General features: G+C 57.8%; 14 protein-coding genes and 1 pseudogene. 7 read left to right on the plus strand and 8 right to left on the minus strand.

Going from position 1 to position 16980, the window contains the following annotated elements; genetic code table 11:
• Positions 1–28 precede the first annotated feature (28 nt).
• The 5 genes and pseudogenes from upp to cdd all read right to left on the minus strand — a co-directional run bounded on the left by upp (position 29) and on the right by cdd (position 4636).
• Positions 29–660 (minus strand): annotated as a pseudogene (gene upp / locus DA792_RS12895) (uracil phosphoribosyltransferase).
• Entirely contained in the window at positions 653–1645 is a 993-nt protein-coding gene (locus tag DA792_RS12900; protein ID WP_107720289.1) for an adenosine deaminase, read from the minus strand. Before DA792_RS12900 ends, upp begins: the two are co-directional and overlap by 8 nt.
• The gene (locus tag DA792_RS12905; protein WP_107720290.1) at positions 1642–2853 is read right to left on the minus strand and encodes a phosphopentomutase; all 1212 of its coding nucleotides are present in this window, start codon (positions 2851–2853) and stop codon (positions 1642–1644) included. The genes DA792_RS12900 and DA792_RS12905 overlap by 4 nt, the downstream gene beginning before the upstream one ends.
• Complete coding sequence (locus DA792_RS12910; RefSeq protein WP_107720291.1) at positions 2850–4160, minus strand: thymidine phosphorylase; 1311 nt, start codon at positions 4158–4160, stop codon at positions 2850–2852. The genes DA792_RS12905 and DA792_RS12910 overlap by 4 nt, the downstream gene beginning before the upstream one ends.
• 5 nt (positions 4161–4165) lie before the next feature.
• The gene (gene cdd, locus DA792_RS12915) at positions 4166–4636 is read right to left on the minus strand and encodes a cytidine deaminase (protein WP_302665414.1); all 471 of its coding nucleotides are present in this window, start codon (positions 4634–4636) and stop codon (positions 4166–4168) included.
• A gap of 265 nt (positions 4637–4901) precedes the next feature.
• On the opposite strand from cdd, the gene DA792_RS12920 reads away from it, so the two are divergent.
• The 4 genes from DA792_RS12920 (at position 4902) to DA792_RS12935 (ending at position 12506) form a co-directional block, all read left to right on the plus strand.
• Positions 4902–7196: an NADP-dependent malic enzyme gene (locus DA792_RS12920; RefSeq protein ID WP_107720292.1), complete on the plus strand. Its 2295-nt coding sequence runs from the start codon at positions 4902–4904 to the stop codon at positions 7194–7196.
• A gap of 315 nt (positions 7197–7511) precedes the next feature.
• The gene (locus tag DA792_RS12925; protein WP_107720293.1) at positions 7512–9404 is read left to right on the plus strand and encodes an AMP-binding protein; all 1893 of its coding nucleotides are present in this window, start codon (positions 7512–7514) and stop codon (positions 9402–9404) included.
• A gap of 146 nt (positions 9405–9550) precedes the next feature.
• On the plus strand, positions 9551–11149 hold the full coding sequence (locus tag DA792_RS12930) for a hybrid sensor histidine kinase/response regulator (protein ID WP_159075265.1): 1599 nt from the start codon (positions 9551–9553) through the stop codon (positions 11147–11149).
• Complete coding sequence (locus tag DA792_RS12935; protein ID WP_107720295.1) at positions 11121–12506, plus strand: sigma-54-dependent transcriptional regulator; 1386 nt, start codon at positions 11121–11123, stop codon at positions 12504–12506. Before DA792_RS12930 ends, DA792_RS12935 begins: the two co-directional genes overlap by 29 nt.
• A 14-nt stretch (positions 12507–12520) precedes the next feature.
• On the opposite strand, the gene DA792_RS12940 is transcribed toward DA792_RS12935, so the two are convergent.
• On the minus strand, positions 12521–13279 hold the full coding sequence (locus tag DA792_RS12940; protein ID WP_107720296.1) for an NAD kinase: 759 nt from the start codon (positions 13277–13279) through the stop codon (positions 12521–12523).
• A 58-nt stretch (positions 13280–13337) separates the two neighbouring features.
• Positions 13338–13475, minus strand: a complete 138-nt coding sequence (locus DA792_RS22260; protein WP_159075266.1) for a hypothetical protein — start codon at positions 13473–13475, stop codon at positions 13338–13340.
• Positions 13476–13568: 93 nt separating this feature from the next.
• Here DA792_RS22260 and glyA point away from each other — a divergent pair, with 93 nt between their 5' ends.
• A complete protein-coding gene (gene glyA / locus DA792_RS12945; RefSeq protein ID WP_107720297.1) occupies positions 13569–14864 on the plus strand; it encodes a serine hydroxymethyltransferase in 1296 nt (431 codons plus the stop codon).
• 70 nt (positions 14865–14934) lie between these two features.
• A complete protein-coding gene (locus DA792_RS12950; RefSeq protein ID WP_107720298.1) occupies positions 14935–15795 on the plus strand; it encodes a DUF817 domain-containing protein in 861 nt (286 codons plus the stop codon).
• On the opposite strand, the gene DA792_RS12955 is transcribed toward DA792_RS12950, so the two are convergent.
• Positions 15770–16141, minus strand: coding sequence for a hypothetical protein (locus DA792_RS12955; RefSeq protein ID WP_107720299.1), 372 nt, complete (start codon positions 16139–16141; stop codon positions 15770–15772). The two genes, DA792_RS12950 and DA792_RS12955, sit on opposite strands and share 26 nt — an antisense overlap.
• Positions 16142–16193: 52 nt before the next feature.
• Between DA792_RS12955 and DA792_RS12960 the strand changes: the two genes are divergently transcribed.
• The gene (locus DA792_RS12960; protein ID WP_107720300.1) at positions 16194–16973 is read left to right on the plus strand and encodes an alpha/beta fold hydrolase; all 780 of its coding nucleotides are present in this window, start codon (positions 16194–16196) and stop codon (positions 16971–16973) included.
• Positions 16974–16980 lie beyond the last annotated feature (7 nt).

The raw sequence follows: 16980 nt of genomic DNA on the forward strand, positions 1-16980 counted from the left end.
GCGATTCGCTGTTAAGGGGGGAAATCGCTTATTTTGTGCCAAACATGCGATCGCCCGCATCCCCTAGCCCGGGAACAATATATCCATGGTCATTGAGGCACTTATCCACAGCCGCTGTCACGATCGGCACATCAGGATGCGCCTCTTTCATGCGTTTGATGCCTTCGGGGCGGCCAAAAGGCACAAAAACCGGATGTTCGTCGCGCCTGCCTCTTTCAATTTATCAATCGCCGCCACGGATGAATTGCCTGTCGCCAACATCGGATCAACCGCGATGACCAAGCGATCACCCAAATCTTCGGGCACTTTGAAATAATATTCGACCGGCTGAAGCGTTTTCTCGTCCCGGTAGAGCCCGACAAAGCCCACGCGCGCCGAGGGGATCAATTCGAGAATGCCGTCCATCAACCCATTGCCTGCGCGCAGAATCGAAATCAGCGCCAGCTTTTTACCGTCCAGCGTCGGCGCATCCATCTCCATCACCGGCGTTTGGATCGTCTTGGTTGTCATCTCCAATTCGCGCGTGACCTCATAGGCCAAGAGCAAAGAAATCTCGCGCAACAGCTGCCGAAACCCTGCTGTCGACGTGTCCTTGTCGCGCATGATGGTCAGTTTGTGCTGCACAAGCGGGTGGGTCACAACGGTCAGATGATCAAGCATTGGTTTGCTCCAGTTTTTTAGCAACGGCCTCTCGGGTCGCGTCATCACAAAAGGCTGCCTCAAGCGCAACCCTATTCAATTCCATGAAATCCTCGGCCTCCCAACCAAAGGTCTCGGACAAACGGTCAAATTCACGTCGCATCGTGGTGTGGAAAAACGGTGGATCGTCGGTGGAAATGGTGACTTTCACGCCGCGTTTGCGCAGCTCAGCAATCGGATGATCCGACCATTTTGGATAGACACCCAGCACCACATTCGATCCTGGACAGACCTCCAAAACAATGCCTGCCTCGGCAATCTCATCGACCAGAGCCAAGTCTTCGATCGCGCGCACACCATGACCGATCCGTTCGACTTTGAGATCACGTATGGCATCGCGCACACTGTCCGGCCCGCCCCATTCGCCCGCATGGGACGTGAGCCGCAGCCCCGCCTCGCGCGCCATGTCAAAAGCGTAGGCAAAATCACCCTGCGCCCCCATCGCCTCATCACCGCCCATGCCAAAACCGGTGACAAATCCGCCGACAGTTTCCGCCGCACAAAGCGCCGTTTTCTTGGCCTGATCGGGACCAAAATGGCGCACACAGGTTGGGATCGCGCGCATCACGATCCCCGCCTCGCGTTCCATCTCATCGGCGGCCTGTTTGATCGCGGCAACATAATCCTGCCACGCCATCACATCGCCACCACCGCAAAAATCCGGGGCCAGAAAGCTTTCGGTGTAGATCACATTCGAGGCCGCGCTTTGCTCAAGCACGGCGCGGGTCAGGCGGTAGTAATCCTGCGGCGTTTTCAACACCGATGTCGCCGCCTCATAGACGTTGAGAAAATCCCAAAAGTCTTTGTATTTATAGGCCCCTTTGTCATCAAAAATGCCCGAAAGATCGGTCTTTTTCTCAGCGGCCAAGCCACGGATAAACGCAGGCGGGGCAGCGCCTTCGAGATGCATGTGCAGCTCAATTTTAGGCAGATCAGAAACGCTCACAGAAAACTCCTTCCGGGGCCTTGGGCGGCAATACCCAGATGATCGGCAATGGAGACCGCCACATCGGTGAAGGCCACCTTGCCAATGGGTTTCACGCCCAAACCATAGCCCAAAACCGGCACCCGTTCGCGGGTGTGATCGGTGCCGGGCCAGGTTGGGTCATTGCCGTGATCGGCGGTGAAAATCAAAAGATCGCCCTCACGGGCGCGCTTATAAAGCCGCGCCATTTGGGCATCGAACCACTCAAGATGACGGGCATAGCCGGAAACATCACGACGGTGACCATAGAGGCTATCGAATTCGACAAAATTGGCAAAGGCAAACGCCCCGTCAGGGGCCTCGTCCATCACGTCGCACAGATGATCAAACAGCACCGCATCCGTGCCTTTACGGACCTCATCAATGCCCTGCATCGAAAAAATATCTCCAATCTTTCCAACGGCATAAACCGACCGTCCCGCCGCTTTCGCCCAATCGCACAGCGTTGGTGCAGGTGGGGCAATGGCGTAGTCATGCCGATTTCCGGTGCGAGAAAACCCGTCCTCAACCGTACCTCGGAAAGGACGCGCTATGACACGGCCGACCTTCATTTTATGTAGGACCGGTGCGATGTCTTGGCAAAGTTTCAAAAGCCGATCGAGGCCGAAATGCTCTTCGTGAGCGGCGATTTGAAACACGCTGTCAGCGGAGGTGTAGCAAATCGGCCACCCGGTCTCGATGTGCTTTGCGCCCCAGTCTTTGATCACCTCGGTGCCTGAGGCATGACAATTGGCCAAAGTACCGCCCGCCCCACAAAGCTCGGCGACCTGATCCATCAGGTCTTGCGGGAAAGACGGCAGGGTCGGCGGAAAATAATGCCAGTCCCACGGCACCGGCACCCCCGCCAATTCCCAATGACCCGAGGGGGTGTCTTTCCCCGGCGAGACCTCTGCGGCAACGCCATATAGCCCCTCTGGCATGGAGGTCAGACCCGGCGCAGGATCGGAACTGGCGTGCCCCATCGCGGCCCCCAAACCAAGCGCATCCAAATGCGGGATGTGCAGCGGACCGGAGCGCCCCTCCTCGGCGCGCCCCTCGGCACAGGCCTGCGCGATATGGGCGATGGTGTTGGCACCTTCATCCGGTAAATCTCCGTTAAAAAACGCATCCGCATCCGGCGCCCCGCCAAGGCCCACGGAGTCCATCACAATTAAAAATGCACGTGTCATACTGTTACCTTCTCGTAAACCAATGGCGGCTCATCAGGCACCTCGTCCGTGATCGGGATCGCGGCGCGAATGGCGGCTTCGGCCCGGTCGGCGTCCTGCGGGGTACGCGCATGAATCGTCGCAATCAAAGCGTCCTCAACCATCTCATCGCCGATCATACAGCAATTGGAAATGCCGACAGCCGGGTCGATTTTTTCGCCCCCCTGAAGGCGTCCACCGCCCAAATGCACCACAGCCATACCCAAGGCGTGACCATCCATGACCCCCACAAAGCCGGGCGTCAAAGCCTGCACATCCCGCACAATCGGCGCCGACGGCAAGCGGTCCCGCCAATGATCGACAAAATCCGCTGGGCCGCCCAATTCGGTGATCATGCGACCAAACCGTTCGGCGGCGGACCCATCGGTCAGCGTGCCGCGAACCGCCCAAGTGGCTTGATCCACGTCATCGGACAATCCCGCCAGAACCAACAATTCCCCACCCAGCGCACAGGTGACATCACACAGGATATTGTCCACCTCGCCCGAGGTCAGCGCCTCCATCACCGTCATCAGTTCCAATGCATTGCCCATCTCCGGGCAAAGCGGTTGGTTCATATCGGTGATCAGCGCGGAGGTTTTGCACCCAGCCCCGTTGGCCGTGGTCACAAGACTTTGCGCCAAAGCACGCGCATCCTCTGGGGTTTTCATAAAGGCGCCGGAACCGCATTTGACATCCAATACCAAGGCATCCAATCCGGCGGCGAGTTTTTTCGACAGGATCGAAGCGGTGATCAAATCAATGCTCTCGACCGTGCCGGTGACATCGCGAATGGCATAGAGCCGTTTGTCAGCAGGAGCGATCGACCCGGTGGCAGAGACGACCGCGCAGCCGACCCGTTCGACGATCTGATGAAACCGCGCCTCGGAAACTTCGGTTTTGAGGCCCGGAATGGCTTCGAGCTTGTCCAATGTGCCGCCAGTGTGGCCAAGGCCCCGGCCCGACACCATCGGCACATAGGCCCCCAAAGCGGCCAAGGCGGGAGCGAGCAGCAAGGAAACGCAATCGCCGACACCCCCGGTCGAATGTTTGTCAATCGCAGGCGCAGGCAAATCCCACCGCATCACCTCACCACTGTCACGCATTGCAAGCGTCAAAGCGACCCGTTCGGGATCAGACATGCCGTTCAAAAGCGCGGCCATGGCAAAGGCCCCAGCCTGCGCATCGGTGACCGCACCTGAGGCCAGGCCTTGGGCGAACCAAGCCAGCTCGTCTTGGGTCAGATCTCTCTTGTCCCGCAGCTTTTCGATCACCAGACGCGCGTCCATCGGCCTCATTCCATATAATCGGGGGTAAACGCACCGGGCAAAAGTTGCTCGACGGTCATGGTCAACACTTTGCCGGACATCGACCCCATGGTGACCTTGACCGACGGATCGGCAAATTCACGCAGCTTTTGACGACAGCCACCGCAGGGCGGCGTGGGCTCTTGGCTTGAGCCGATCACGGCGACCTCTGTGATCACAGTGTCGCCGCCCGCGATCATCGCGGCGATGGCTCCGGCTTCGGCACAGGTGCCCTCAGGATACGCAGCGTTTTCGACATTCACGCCGGTGAACACCGCGCCCGATGGCGTGCGGATCGCCGCGCCGACTTTAAAGTTGGAATAAGGCGCATAGGCCATTTCGCGGATTTTGGTGGCATCTTCGAGCAGGGTCATTGCAAAACGGGACCTTATTTGGCGATATTTGGTGACATTTTTTAAAGCTTGGTCAAGATTGCGCGGGCGCGTGCTAAGATGCAAGTGGGATGCGGCGGATGCAGACGCGGATCATGCAATTTGCCCTCGGTCTGCGGAAAAGCGCCGCAAGGAGCGTCATGTTTGCGCTAACGTCACCAATCTTTGCACTTAGGCGCTCAAACACCTCTTGCGTGAAGCCCTGCGCCGGGCGTAGACGCTGAGCAACAGCACGACATGACGTAGGGTCGCAATATTTAGTTTAGCACTAAACTAAATCAAAACCCAAAACGCCGAACCAGACGATAAAGACGCAGGAAGGGAAATGCCAATGACCTCGGACAGCCGCACGGAGAGCCGCAATACCAGCCTAAGACAGGCGGCTTTGGACTATCACGAGTTCCCAAAGCCGGGGAAATTGGAAATCCGAGCGACCAAGCCGATGGCCAATGGCCGCGACCTGGCACGCGCCTATAGCCCCGGCGTGGCCGAAGCCTGCTTGGAAATCAAGGCCGACCCCACCACATCCTCGCGCTACACCTCGCGCGGCAATCTTGTCGCCGTGGTCACCAATGGCACCGCCGTTCTCGGCCTTGGCAATATCGGCCCCGCCGCTGCAAAGCCGGTGATGGAAGGCAAGGCGGTCCTGTTCAAAAAATTCGCCAACATCGACTGTTTCGACATTGAGCTGGATGAATCTGACCCGGTGAAACTGGCAGAAATCGTCTGCGCCTTGGAGCCGACCTTTGGGGCGATCAACCTCGAAGACATCAAAGCGCCGGATTGCTTTATCGTTGAACAACTGTGCCGTGAGAAGATGAACATCCCGGTGTTTCACGATGACCAACATGGCACAGCCATTGTCGTCGGCGCGGCTGCGACCAATGCGTTGCGGGTCACTGGCAAAAAATTCGAAGACATCAAAGTGGTTTCAACCGGCGGTGGGGCGGCCGGGATTGCCTGTCTGAATATGCTTTTGAAACTTGGGCTTAAGCGTGAAAACGTATGGCTCTGCGACATTGCAGGCCTTGTCTATGAGGGCCGGACCGAAGAGATGACGCCGCAAAAGGCCGCTTTTGCGCAAAAGACCGATCTGCGCACGCTCGATGATGTGATCGACGGCGCGGACCTGTTCCTTGGTCTCTCCGGTCCCGGCGTGTTGAAGCCCGAAATGGTCGCCAAAATGGCACGTCAGCCGATTGTGTTTGCGCTGGCCAACCCGACCCCGGAAATCCACCCGGACGAGGTCAAAAAGGTCGCGCCCGACGCGATCATCGCCACCGGGCGCTCGGATTATCCCAACCAAGTCAACAACGTGCTGTGTTTCCCGTTCATCTTCCGCGGCGCGCTTGATGTGGCGGCGACCGAGATCAACGACGAGATGCAAATCGCCTGTATCGAAGGCATCGCAGCGCTGGCCCGCGCCACAACAAGCGCCGAAGCCGCTGCCGCCTACCAAGACGAGCGGATGGAATTTGGCCCGGAATATTTGATCCCAAAACCGTTCGACCCGCGCCTGATGGGTGTTGTCGCCTCCGCCGTGGCCAAGGCCGCGATGGAAAGCGGCGTGGCGACCAAGCCAGTGCCGGACATGAAGGTCTATAAAGACGCGCTGGATCATTCGGTGTTCAAATCCGCCCTGATCATGCGGCCGGTCTTTGCCGCAGCGTCGCAGGCCGAACGCCGCATCGCCTTTGCCGAGGGCGAAGATGACCGCGTGTTGCGCGCCGCCCAAGCGATGATCGAAGAGACCACCGACAAGCCGATCCTGATCGGTCGCCCCGAAGTGATCGCCGTGCGCGCCGAGCGGGCCGGTCTGAAAATCCGCCCCGGCGTGGATTTCGAGATCGTGAACCCGGAAAATGACAGCCGCTACAAACAATACTGGCAGGCCTATCACAAGTTGATGGAACGCCAAGGCGTGACTCCCGATCTGGCCAAGGCGATCATGCGCACCAACACCACGGCGATTGGGGCCATTATGGTGCATCAGGACCACGCAGACAGCATGATCTGCGGCACATTTGGTCAATACCTGTGGCACCTCAACTACATCACACAGATTCTTGGCACCAAGGAGCACCAACCTGTCGGCGCGCTCTCTTTGATGATCCTCGAAGACGGGCCGCTGTTCATCGCCGACACCCATGTCCACACGGAGCCGACACCGGAGCAAATCGCCAAAACGGTCATCGCCACCGCGCGCCACGTCCGCCGCTTTGGGATTGAACCGAACATCGCGCTGTGTTCGCATTCGGAATTTGGCAACCTGCAATGCACGACCGGGCGACACATGCGCGAGGCACTTGAAATTCTCGACAGTGAACCGCGTGATTTTATCTATGAGGGCGAAATGCACATCGACAGCGCCCTGACCCCGGACCTGCGCGCCCGTAATTTCCCGCACTCACGCCTTGAAGGCCCGGCCAATGCATTGATCTTTGCGATTGCCGATGCGGCCTCTGGCGTACGTAACATTTTGAAAACCAAGGGCGGCGGGTTGGAAGTGGGTCCGATCCTGATGGGCATGGCCAACCGCGCCCATATTGTGACCCCCTCGATCACCCCGCGCGGCCTTTTGAACATGTCCGCCATGGCTGGCACGCCGGTGGCGCATTACGGATAACGCACCGCAAACGACACGTCACACAATCAGCACCAGTTTTGCAAACCGCTCCGATATGCTCGGGGCGGTTTTTATTTGCAACAAGCGTAGCCAAATCGAGAGTTTGCAAACTACTTTTCTGTAGTAGTTTGCGAAATTTATGTAAACTTTTTCAACAGGGTCTGATAACAACGGCAGCGGAGCGGGCATTGCCCATCTGCCCGAAACGGGCATTGCCCTCGTGCATGGTGCCAGTGACATTCCATCGCAGCAGACCTGCCTTGCAAGGAATCGCACACAGCGCCATTCACACCATGTCAGCGAGGAGGACGCAAAGTGGCATACAAAGATATTTATGATGGCTGGAAAGCAGACCCTGAGGCCTTTTGGATGCAGGCAGCCGAAGAGGTTCATTGGTACAAGAAGCCATCCAAAGCCCTCTTCGATGAGACCGCGCCGATTTACGAATGGTTCTCGGACGGGTTGACCAACACCTGTTACAACGCAGTGGACCGCCATGTGGACGCCGGTCGCGGCGATGAAATCGCGATCATGCACGAAAGCCCGATCACCCACGCCACCAAGGGCATCACCTACAAAGAGCTTCAGGCGCGCGTGTCCTCGCTTGCCGGTGCGCTGAAAATGCGCGGCGTGGAAAAGGGGGATCGCGTCATCATTTACATGCCGATGATCCCCGAAGCGCTTGAGGCGATGTTGGCCTGTGCCCGCATTGGCGCGGTGCATTCCGTGGTGTTCGGCGGCTTTGCCGCGCATGAATTGGCGGTGCGGATTGACGACTGTACACCCAAAGCGATCATTGCCGCCTCTTGTGGTTTGGAGCCGAACCGAGTGGTCCATTACAAGCCGCTTTTGGACAAAGCCATTGATATGGCTGAACACAAACCGGAGTTCTGCGTGATCTTCCAGCGCGAACAAGAGGTGGCCAAACTGAACGAGGGTCGCGATTTCTCGTGGCACGGCTTCCAATACGGCGTCAAACCCGCCGACTGCGTCCCGGTTGAGGGCAACCACCCGGCCTATATCCTCTATACGTCGGGCACCACGGGTCAGCCCAAAGGCGTTGTCCGCGCCACAGGTGGGCATCTTGTGGCGCTCAACTGGACGATGAAAAACATCTACAACATCGACGTGGGCGACCGCTTTTGGGCCGCCTCTGACGTGGGTTGGGTCGTCGGCCACAGCTATATTTGCTACGGCCCGCTGATCAAAGGCGCGCAAACCATTGTGTTTGAAGGCAAACCCATCGGCACCCCGCATGCGGGCGTATTCTGGCGGATCATTCAAAACCAGCGGGTAAAAAGTTTTTTCACCGCACCCACCGCCTTGCGCGCAATCAAACGCGAAGACCCGAATGGCGACTGGATCAAGCGTTACAAGCTGCATGATCTTCAGGCGATCTTTCTGGCCGGCGAACGCGCCGACCCGGACACAATCAAATGGGCGCAAGAGAAATTCGGCGTGCCAGTGATTGACCACTGGTGGCAAACCGAAACCGGCTGGGCAATTGCCGCAAACCCGCTTGGGATCGAAGAGCTTCCGGTTAAGATCGGCTCACCTTCTGTGGCCATGCCGGGTTATGAGATCGAGATTCTCGACGAAGCCGGACATCCGGTCAAAGATGGCGAACTTGGTGCCATCGCGATCAAACTCCCGCTCCCCCCGGGGACTTTGCAAACCCTGTGGAATGCCGAAGAGCGCTATAAAAAGTCCTATCTCACCACTTTCCCGGGCTATTACGAAACGGGCGATGCCGGGATCAAGGACGCAGACGGCTATGTCTACATTATGGCCCGCACCGATGACGTGATCAACGTCGCCGGGCACCGCCTCTCGACCGGCGCAATGGAAGAAGTCCTGTCCAATCACCCCGATGTCGCGGAATGTGCCGTCATCGGGGTGGCGGATCAGCTCAAAGGCCAGTCACCGCTGGGCTTTTTGTGCCTGAACTCAGGCTGCACCAAGGATCACGCCACCATCGTCAAAGAAGTTGTCACGGCAGTGCGCAATGACATTGGCCCAGTGGCCGCATTCAAATTGGCCTGTGTGGTTGATCGTCTGCCCAAAACTCGGTCAGGCAAGATTCTGCGCGGGACGATGGTCAAGATTGCCGACAACCAACCCTTTAAAATGCCTGCGACCATCGACGATCCGGCCATTTTGGACGAGATCAAAGTGGCACTTCAGGGCCTTGGATACGCAAAAGGGTAAATTTTAAGCAAAAAGAGCTGTCCCAATCCCATCCGTTGGTTAACAAATTACTAATCGACGGATAAGACACGCAGAAACGCGGCCTCCATCGGGTCGCGTTTTCTGTGTCATAAGTCTGTATCGTATGAGTTCAACTGGGGGTGAGTGTGACTGAGCGCGGCCAAAAAAGCCAAAACCTATTGATCGAAGACGCCGGTCGTATTTCTCTCTTGTCACATGACATTCGGTCGACCTTTGCCGAATTACAAAGCGGGCTCTCCACGCTCGATCACATCGAGCTGCCCCCACATCTCACAGGCGACGTCCAGCAACTGGTTGCCACGGGGGCGCATTTGGGGCGTCTGCTTGATGAGGTGGCAAGCCTTATGTTTCACGATCACAAACAACGTCCCGCCACGCGCCTCATGGTCAACCCGCGCGACATCCTGACAAAACTTGCGCTGAGATGGCAACGGATCACCACACGGTTTGGCAGCTCACTCCACCTTGAGGGGCTGGAGACCATGCCCACGCGCGCCGATTTGGATATGCTGTCGCTCGAACGCGTCCTGTCCAACCTTGTGTCCAACGCGCTGCACCATGCCGGGCCGGGGCAGATTTCTCTAAAAGTATCGCGACAGGCCACAGAGAACGGCACTAATATCATTGTGCGGATTTGCGACACAGGCCCAGGCTTTCCACCGCATGTCTTCACCAGCCACGAAGGTCGCCCCCCCATTCCGATCGGGTCTGGCGAACCCGGCTCCGGTTATGGGCTATATGTGGCCTGTGATGCGGCGCGCCGACTGGGTGGACGCTTGACGCTTCGCAATCTGCCTGAGGCAGGAGCGGAAGCCTGTTTGATTTTGCCGATACATGCGGATCAAGGGCTGGATCATTGGGCCGATCAATGGTCAGAAACGGCCCCTCCTCCACAAAAGCCGCTTTACCCTATGCTGCGCTCCTACACCGCGCTTTTGGTCGAAGACAGCGACACCCTGCGGCTGACCATGCACCACAACCTTGAAACCCTCGGCCTGACGGTGGTTGATGCCACAGACGGCGCTGAGGCCCTCGATATCCTCTCCGACCCGGGCACGACAATCGACCTTGTCTTCCTCGACATCGAATTGCCGCTTGTGTCCGGCCCACAGGTTATTGCAGCTCTGAGAAAGCGCGGAGTAACGCCCCCGCCGGTCATCGCCGTGACCTCGCATGTGTTCGACCTAAATATGCAGGCTATCCGGGCAACCGGCGTCCATGACATTCTATCAAAACCCTTTCCGTCAAAAACGGCCATCCTTCACGTCACCTGTCGTGCGCTCGGCCTGCCCTTGCCCGTCACAGACCAAGAGCCCGCCCCTCCCGCATATCAAACGACGAATGCGCCTCTCGGCCTACATGATCTGACCGCGCGCCTCCCCAAGGCCGTCGCCGAAGACGTCCTCACCCGGCTCTCGGCCGATCTCACTCGCTACCTTGGCCTCGGCATATCTGCGGCCAAGAGCATCCCATCACAGGACGCCAAAAACACCCTGCGACTGGCAACACATTCCCTGTCTGGTCTCTTTGCAACCGCCCATCGCACCAAGGCCCAAAATCTGGCCCGCCATGTGTCAGAACAAGCGGATGTGATGTCGCGTGCAGAAATCATTGCGATTCTGGAGACGCTCCGCCAAACTGTCACAGATATTCAAAAATCCATTCACCTACTCACACATAGCGAGACGGACACCAATGTCCCAAAAACCAATTTTGATCGTTGATGATGTCGACACACATCTGACCCTATTTACCGCAACACTTGAGGCCGCAGGCTACACCGTCCTTCCCGCACGCAGCCAAGCCGAAGCTCTCGCCTTGATCGACATCACATTGCCAGGGATTGCGCTGGTGGATCTGGTGTTGCCAGATGGCGACGGGATCGCGTTGATCAAACTCCTGAAAGACCGCGATCCGACGATCAAACTGATTGCGATCACCGCCTTTGCCTCTGTCGACCGCGCCGTCTCGGCCATGCGCAACGGAGCAGAGGATTTTCTTGTCAAACCCATTGAACCCGATCAACTTAAAGCCACGATCGCCAATACACTGGCAGGACGCAGTATTGGACAATACGTGCAACCCTATCCCGTCGATGATGTGGAAGCAGAAGGCCACGTAGGCTCTTCGAGTTTGATGCAGGATATTTATAGCACAATTCGTGCCGTGGCCGGATCAGCGGCCAGCGTGTTCATAACCGGTGAAAACGGCACCGGCAAAGTCAAAGCCGCCGCCGCCATCCACAACCAGTCAGGGTTTCAAGACGGCGCTTTCGTCAAACTGGATTGCTCCACCGCAGCCCCGGACACGATCGAAGCCGAATTGTTAGGCCAAATCGGCACGCGCGAGATCCCGGAAAAGATAGGTGCGGCAGAACTGGCCTATGGTGGCACGTTGTTGTTGGATGAAATTTGCACCCTGTCTTTGCCCATGCAAGCGCGGCTTTTGAACATGTTGCAAAGTGGTATGATCACCCCCATCGGTGCAACCGCCGGCCGACCCGCCGAGTTTCGCTTGATTTGCACCAGCACGGTCGATCCGCGCGCCGAGGTGCAATCCGGGCGCTTTCGGGCCGATCTGTTTTATCGGCTGAATGTGGTGCCAATCCACCTACCGCCTTTGCGCGCCCGTGGGCTCGATGTGGTGGAAATTGCCGAGACCGAGCTGGATCGGCTCTGTGCCCGTGAGGGGCGGGAGTTTCGAACCCTTTCAACCGAGGTCAAAGCCATCTTTTTGGATCATGCATGGCCGGGAAATATCCGCGAACTGATGAACGTCTTGTGGAATGCCATCGTGTTGCATGACGGCCCGGTGGTCAATGTGACTGACCTACCGCCCTATTTACGTGGGGCACAACGGTCGCAAAAACCGTCCCATCTTGGCGGCACATCGCAGGCCCCCGAAAACCCCTTTGCCGGGAAAACCTTGGCTGAAATCGAACGCAACGCCGTTGAGGCCGCAATTTCGCATGCAGGAGGGTCCATCCCTACGGCGGCTCGTTCGCTTGGCGTATCGCCGTCCACGCTGTACCGAAAGTTGGAAGGCTGGGGGCGGCCAGTGCGCGGGGGACGCAAATTTTAGAATGAGCGCCGCATTTACACGAATTGTTCGCGCAAAAGCCGTTCTTCCAATCCGTGTCCCGGATCAAACTGAATCCGATGGCGCACGTTTGGTTCTGAGGCAATTTCGACCCAGACCACATTGGCGGAATGGCGGCTGTCGGCATCGGCCATAACCGGGCGCTTTTGCGGCTCCAACACGTCAAAGCGGACCTTTGCGCTTTTGGGCAACAAGGCCCCGCGCCAGCGACGGGGGCGAAATGCCGCCATCGCAGTCAGCGCCAAAACATCCGATCCAATCGGCAAAATCGGCCCGCGTGCGGAATAGTTATAGGCGGTCGACCCGGCAGGCGTCGAGACAAGCACACCGTCACAGACCAGTTCGTCCATCCGCACCTTGCCGTCCACCGACACCCGCAGCTTGGCCGCCTGCGGCCCGGCACGCAGCAATGAAACCTCGTTGATCGCAAGGGCTTTGTGCTCGACCCCATCGGCGTCGGCCGCGACCATGGAGAGCGGATTGATCACCTCTTCCTCGGCGGCCAACAAGCGCTCAACCAGAGAGTCATCTTGGAACTCGTTCATCAAAAACCCGACCGTGCCGCAATTCATGCCGTAAACCGGGATGTTGAGATGCATCGTTCCATGCAGGGTCTGGAGCATGAACCCGTCACCGCCAAGTGCCACAATCACATCCGCCTCCTCCAACGGAACGGAGGCATAACGCGCCTGCAACCGCTCAAGAGCACGCTGCGCGATTTGGGCATCGCTGGCCGCAAAGGCAATTTTGACCATCTGTGGGACTTCTCTTTGTCTGGCGAAGAGGGCGAACCGGCGTGGCCCGTGCCCTTGGTTACCAAAGCCTTAGTCGGAATTCACGCTTTTTCGCACGACGTCCCTCGCCAGACGGCACGCGACCAAACGCCCCGATCCCGAGACGCGTGGCGCGGATCGGAAACCCCTGCCCTCTCTGATCGCCCAGATCGCTCATTTCATCATCATTATGCAACGGATGAGGGTTTTCCAAATGTAACAGAATGGCTAAGAAGCCCGCGACACTCCCACGCTGCCAAGGAGCATGTGCATGACGTCCAATGTCCGCGATTCCGGTTTCTTTACCGAACCCCTGTCCACCCGTGACCCCGAACTGTTTGGTTCAATCACCCAAGAGCTTGGCCGTCAGCGCCATGAGATCGAATTGATCGCCTCTGAAAACATCGTCTCCGCGGCGGTGATGGAGGCCCAAGGCTCGGTCCTGACCAACAAATATGCCGAAGGCTATCCGGGCCGTCGCTACTATGGCGGGTGCCAATATGTGGACATCGCCGAAAACCTCGCGCGGGATCGCGCGAAACAGTTGTTCGACGTTAAGTATGTGAACGTACAGCCAAATTCTGGCTCCCAAGCCAACCAGGGTGTGTTCACGGCGCTGCTTGAACCGGGCGACACCATCCTTGGCATGTCCTTGGACGCCGGTGGTCACCTGACCCACGGGGCCAAGCCGAACCAATCCGGCAAATGGTTCAACGCCATCCAATACGGGGTCCGCAAACAGGACCAGCGCATCGACTATGATCAGGTGCAGGAACTGGCCAACGAACACAAACCCAAGATGATCATCGCTGGTGGCTCCGCCATTCCGCGTCAGGTCGATTTCAAGAAAATGCGTGAGATCGCTGATTCTGTTGGTGCCTATCTGATGGTCGACATGGCGCATTTCGCCGGTCTCGTGGCGGGTGGTCAGCACCCCTCGCCCTTCCCCTATGCCGATGTCGCGACCACCACGACCCACAAAACCCTGCGCGGTCCGCGCGGTGGCATGATCCTGACCAACGATGTCGAGATCGCCAAAAAAGTGAACTCCGCGATTTTCCCAGGCATTCAGGGCGGCCCGTTGATGCATGTCATCGCGGCCAAAGCCGTGGCCTTTGGCGAGGCGCTGCGTCCCGAGTTCAAAGAATACGCCAAGCAAGTGATCGTGAACGCGCAAGCGCTGGCCGATCAGTTGATGAAAGGCGGCCTTGATATCGTCACCGGGGGCACCGACACCCATGTGTTGCTGGTCGATCTGCGCCCCAAAGGTGTGAACGGCAAAATCACCGAGGCCGCTTTGGAGCGCGCGCATATCACCTGCAACAAAAACGGCATCCCGTTTGACCCGGAACCGCCGATGATCACCTCTGGTGTGCGTCTTGGGACACCTGCGGGCACCACGCGTGGCTTTGGCGAGGCTGAGTTCCGCCAGATCGCGGATTGGATCGTTGAAGTGGTCGACGGTCTCGCCGCCAATGGCGAAGAGGGCAACGCAGACGTCGAAGCCGCGGTGAAAGCTAAGGTGGAAGCGCTGTGCGAAACATTCCCGCTCTATCCGAACCTGTAAGAGCAATCTAAGTATGATATCAAAGGGGCCCCGCCGGGCCCCTTTCTGTTTGTTGTGTGAGTGATTTCAAATGGCCCAACCGACCAAAATCGAGCGCGCCTTAGGCGATTGGCTGCGAGCCCGCTTGCCGCATGGCGTGAGCGAACTCATCATGTTCATCGTCAAAATGGGCTGGGCCGCACTGTTTGGCGGTCTGCTTTTGATTGCGATGATGCTCACCCACAAGCTCTGGCATGACGACTGGCCCATCGCCCGCTATGACGCGCTTTTCGCCTATGCGTTGAGCCTGCAAATCCTGTTTTTGGTGTTTCGACTGGAAACTGTGGGCGAGGCCAAGGTCATCCTGCTGTTTCACCTCACCGGCACGATCATGGAGATTTTCAAACTCCATATGGGAAGCTGGGATTACCCCGGCGCAGGCCTGATCAAAATCGGCGGTGTGCCTTTGTTTTCGGGTTTCATGTATGCCTCCGTCGGTAGCTTCATGGCCCGCGCCATTCGCCTCTTTGACATGCGGTTCGCGCCCTACCCGCCCTATTGGGCCGCGCTGCTGTTTGCCTGCGCGATCTACCTCAATTTCTTCACGCACCACTTTATGCCCGACATCCGCTTGGGCCTCTTTGCCGCCTCGCTGCTGCTCTATGCCCGCACCCGTGTGTGGTATCGCATTGGCGGTTGGTATTGGATGCCGATGCCCATTGCGGGGGGGCTCTCCGCCTTTTTCCTTTGGGTCGCGGAAAACGTCGGCACCGCCACAAAGATCTGGCTCTACTCTGGCCAAGTCCCCGGACAGCTTGTGCATTTTTCGAAAATGGGATCGTGGTATCTTTTGCTCTATGTGAGCTTTGTCACCGTCACCTTGGTCCAACGCGAGGCACTTTCACCCGATCCGTTTAGACCAGAGCCTAAATCAGACCCTGCCACATCATAACGCCAAGGATCAGGCAACCCGTGGCAAAAATGATAAAGGCCACGGTGCTGATCCAATCGAGAATGCGTTTTTTGACGCGGGCTTTGGGATCTTGTCGCGTGAGAAAATAGCGCAGCTCCTTAAAGGCCCGGTTCACCTTGGCATGGTTGATCTGTTGCGCCAATTTCGGATGGGTTTCCAAGGCCATCGCCTCAACGATGACTTCCCCTTTCCGACGCGCCCAACGCGGCAAACGCCGCCCCGCCTTCGTGACCTTAGCCGCAAAGCCATCGCCCAGATGCACCCCCATACGGTCACGCAAAAGCGTGCTCAATTCTTCGGCTCTGTGGGCGATGGATGTCGTCATAAACTCGTTTTAAGGGGTTTGACAGGGACCGCCAAGCCGCTATCTGTGGGGCATGCTCAACACCGTTCTCACCGGCTCCCCAACGGACCGCCCGCCCCTTTTGATCGTCCACGGCTTGTTCGGGTCCGCCCGCAACTGGGGCGTCATCGCAAAACGCCTTTCCGATCAACGGCTTGTCCTTTCCGTCGACATGCGCAACCACGGCGACAGCCCGCGATTTGCAACCCAAAGCTACCCGGATATGGCCGCCGATCTGGCCGAGGTCTTGGAGGCGCATGTGGGCACCTATGGCCCCTGTCATGTGATGGGCCATTCGATGGGCGGCAAGGCGGCGATGATGCTGGCCCTGACCCGGCCTGAACTGCTTAAATCTTTGACTGTCGCGGATATTTCGCCCGTCGCCTACGCCCATGACAACACACCTTTGATCCATGCGATGCGTGGGCTGGACCTCTCTAAGGTTGAGAAACGATCCGACGCAGATCAAATGTTGGCGCATGATATTTTGGACGCAGGCGTGCGGGCGTTTTTGCTCCAAAGCCTTGTCGTCAAAGAGAAAAAATGGCTTTTGAATTTGGAGACTCTAGAGGCCGAAATGGGCAAGATCGTTGGGTTCCCCGAGGTGTCCGGCACCTATGACGGCTCCGCATTTTTCCTGTCAGGCGGCGAGAGTACCTATGTGTCTCGCGACCACCGGGATGCCACCAAAGCCCTGTTCCCAAATGCAAAATTCGCTTCTATTCCCGGCACGGGCCATTGGCTTCATGCCGAGAAACCACGCGAATTCGAGGCGGCACTGCGGGCGTGGATGGACGCCGTCGACGCGCAGTGAACGCGGA

This window comes from Celeribacter baekdonensis, assembly GCF_003047105.1.
Classification (GTDB): domain Bacteria; phylum Pseudomonadota; class Alphaproteobacteria; order Rhodobacterales; family Rhodobacteraceae; genus Celeribacter; species Celeribacter baekdonensis_B.

What these genes read in the sequence shown, in the direction of transcription:
- DA792_RS12920 (WP_107720292.1), top strand. Translation starts at nt 4,902, where the DNA reads ATGACCTCGGACAGCCGCACGGAGAGCCGCAATACCAGCCTAAGACAG.
- DA792_RS22260 (WP_159075266.1), bottom strand. Translation starts at nt 13,475, where the DNA reads ATGAGCGATCTGGGCGATCAGAGAGGGCAGGGGTTTCCGATCCGCGCC.
- DA792_RS12905 (WP_107720290.1), bottom strand. Translation starts at nt 2,853, where the DNA reads ATGACACGTGCATTTTTAATTGTGATGGACTCCGTGGGCCTTGGCGGG.
- DA792_RS12950 (WP_107720298.1), top strand. Translation starts at nt 14,935, where the DNA reads ATGGCCCAACCGACCAAAATCGAGCGCGCCTTAGGCGATTGGCTGCGA.
- DA792_RS12935 (WP_107720295.1), top strand. Translation starts at nt 11,121, where the DNA reads ATGTCCCAAAAACCAATTTTGATCGTTGATGATGTCGACACACATCTG.
- DA792_RS12910 (WP_107720291.1), bottom strand. Translation starts at nt 4,160, where the DNA reads ATGGACGCGCGTCTGGTGATCGAAAAGCTGCGGGACAAGAGAGATCTG.
- DA792_RS12960 (WP_107720300.1), top strand. Translation starts at nt 16,194, where the DNA reads ATGCTCAACACCGTTCTCACCGGCTCCCCAACGGACCGCCCGCCCCTT.
- glyA (WP_107720297.1), top strand. Translation starts at nt 13,569, where the DNA reads ATGACGTCCAATGTCCGCGATTCCGGTTTCTTTACCGAACCCCTGTCC.
- DA792_RS12940 (WP_107720296.1), bottom strand. Translation starts at nt 13,279, where the DNA reads ATGGTCAAAATTGCCTTTGCGGCCAGCGATGCCCAAATCGCGCAGCGT.
- DA792_RS12955 (WP_107720299.1), bottom strand. Translation starts at nt 16,141, where the DNA reads ATGACGACATCCATCGCCCACAGAGCCGAAGAATTGAGCACGCTTTTG.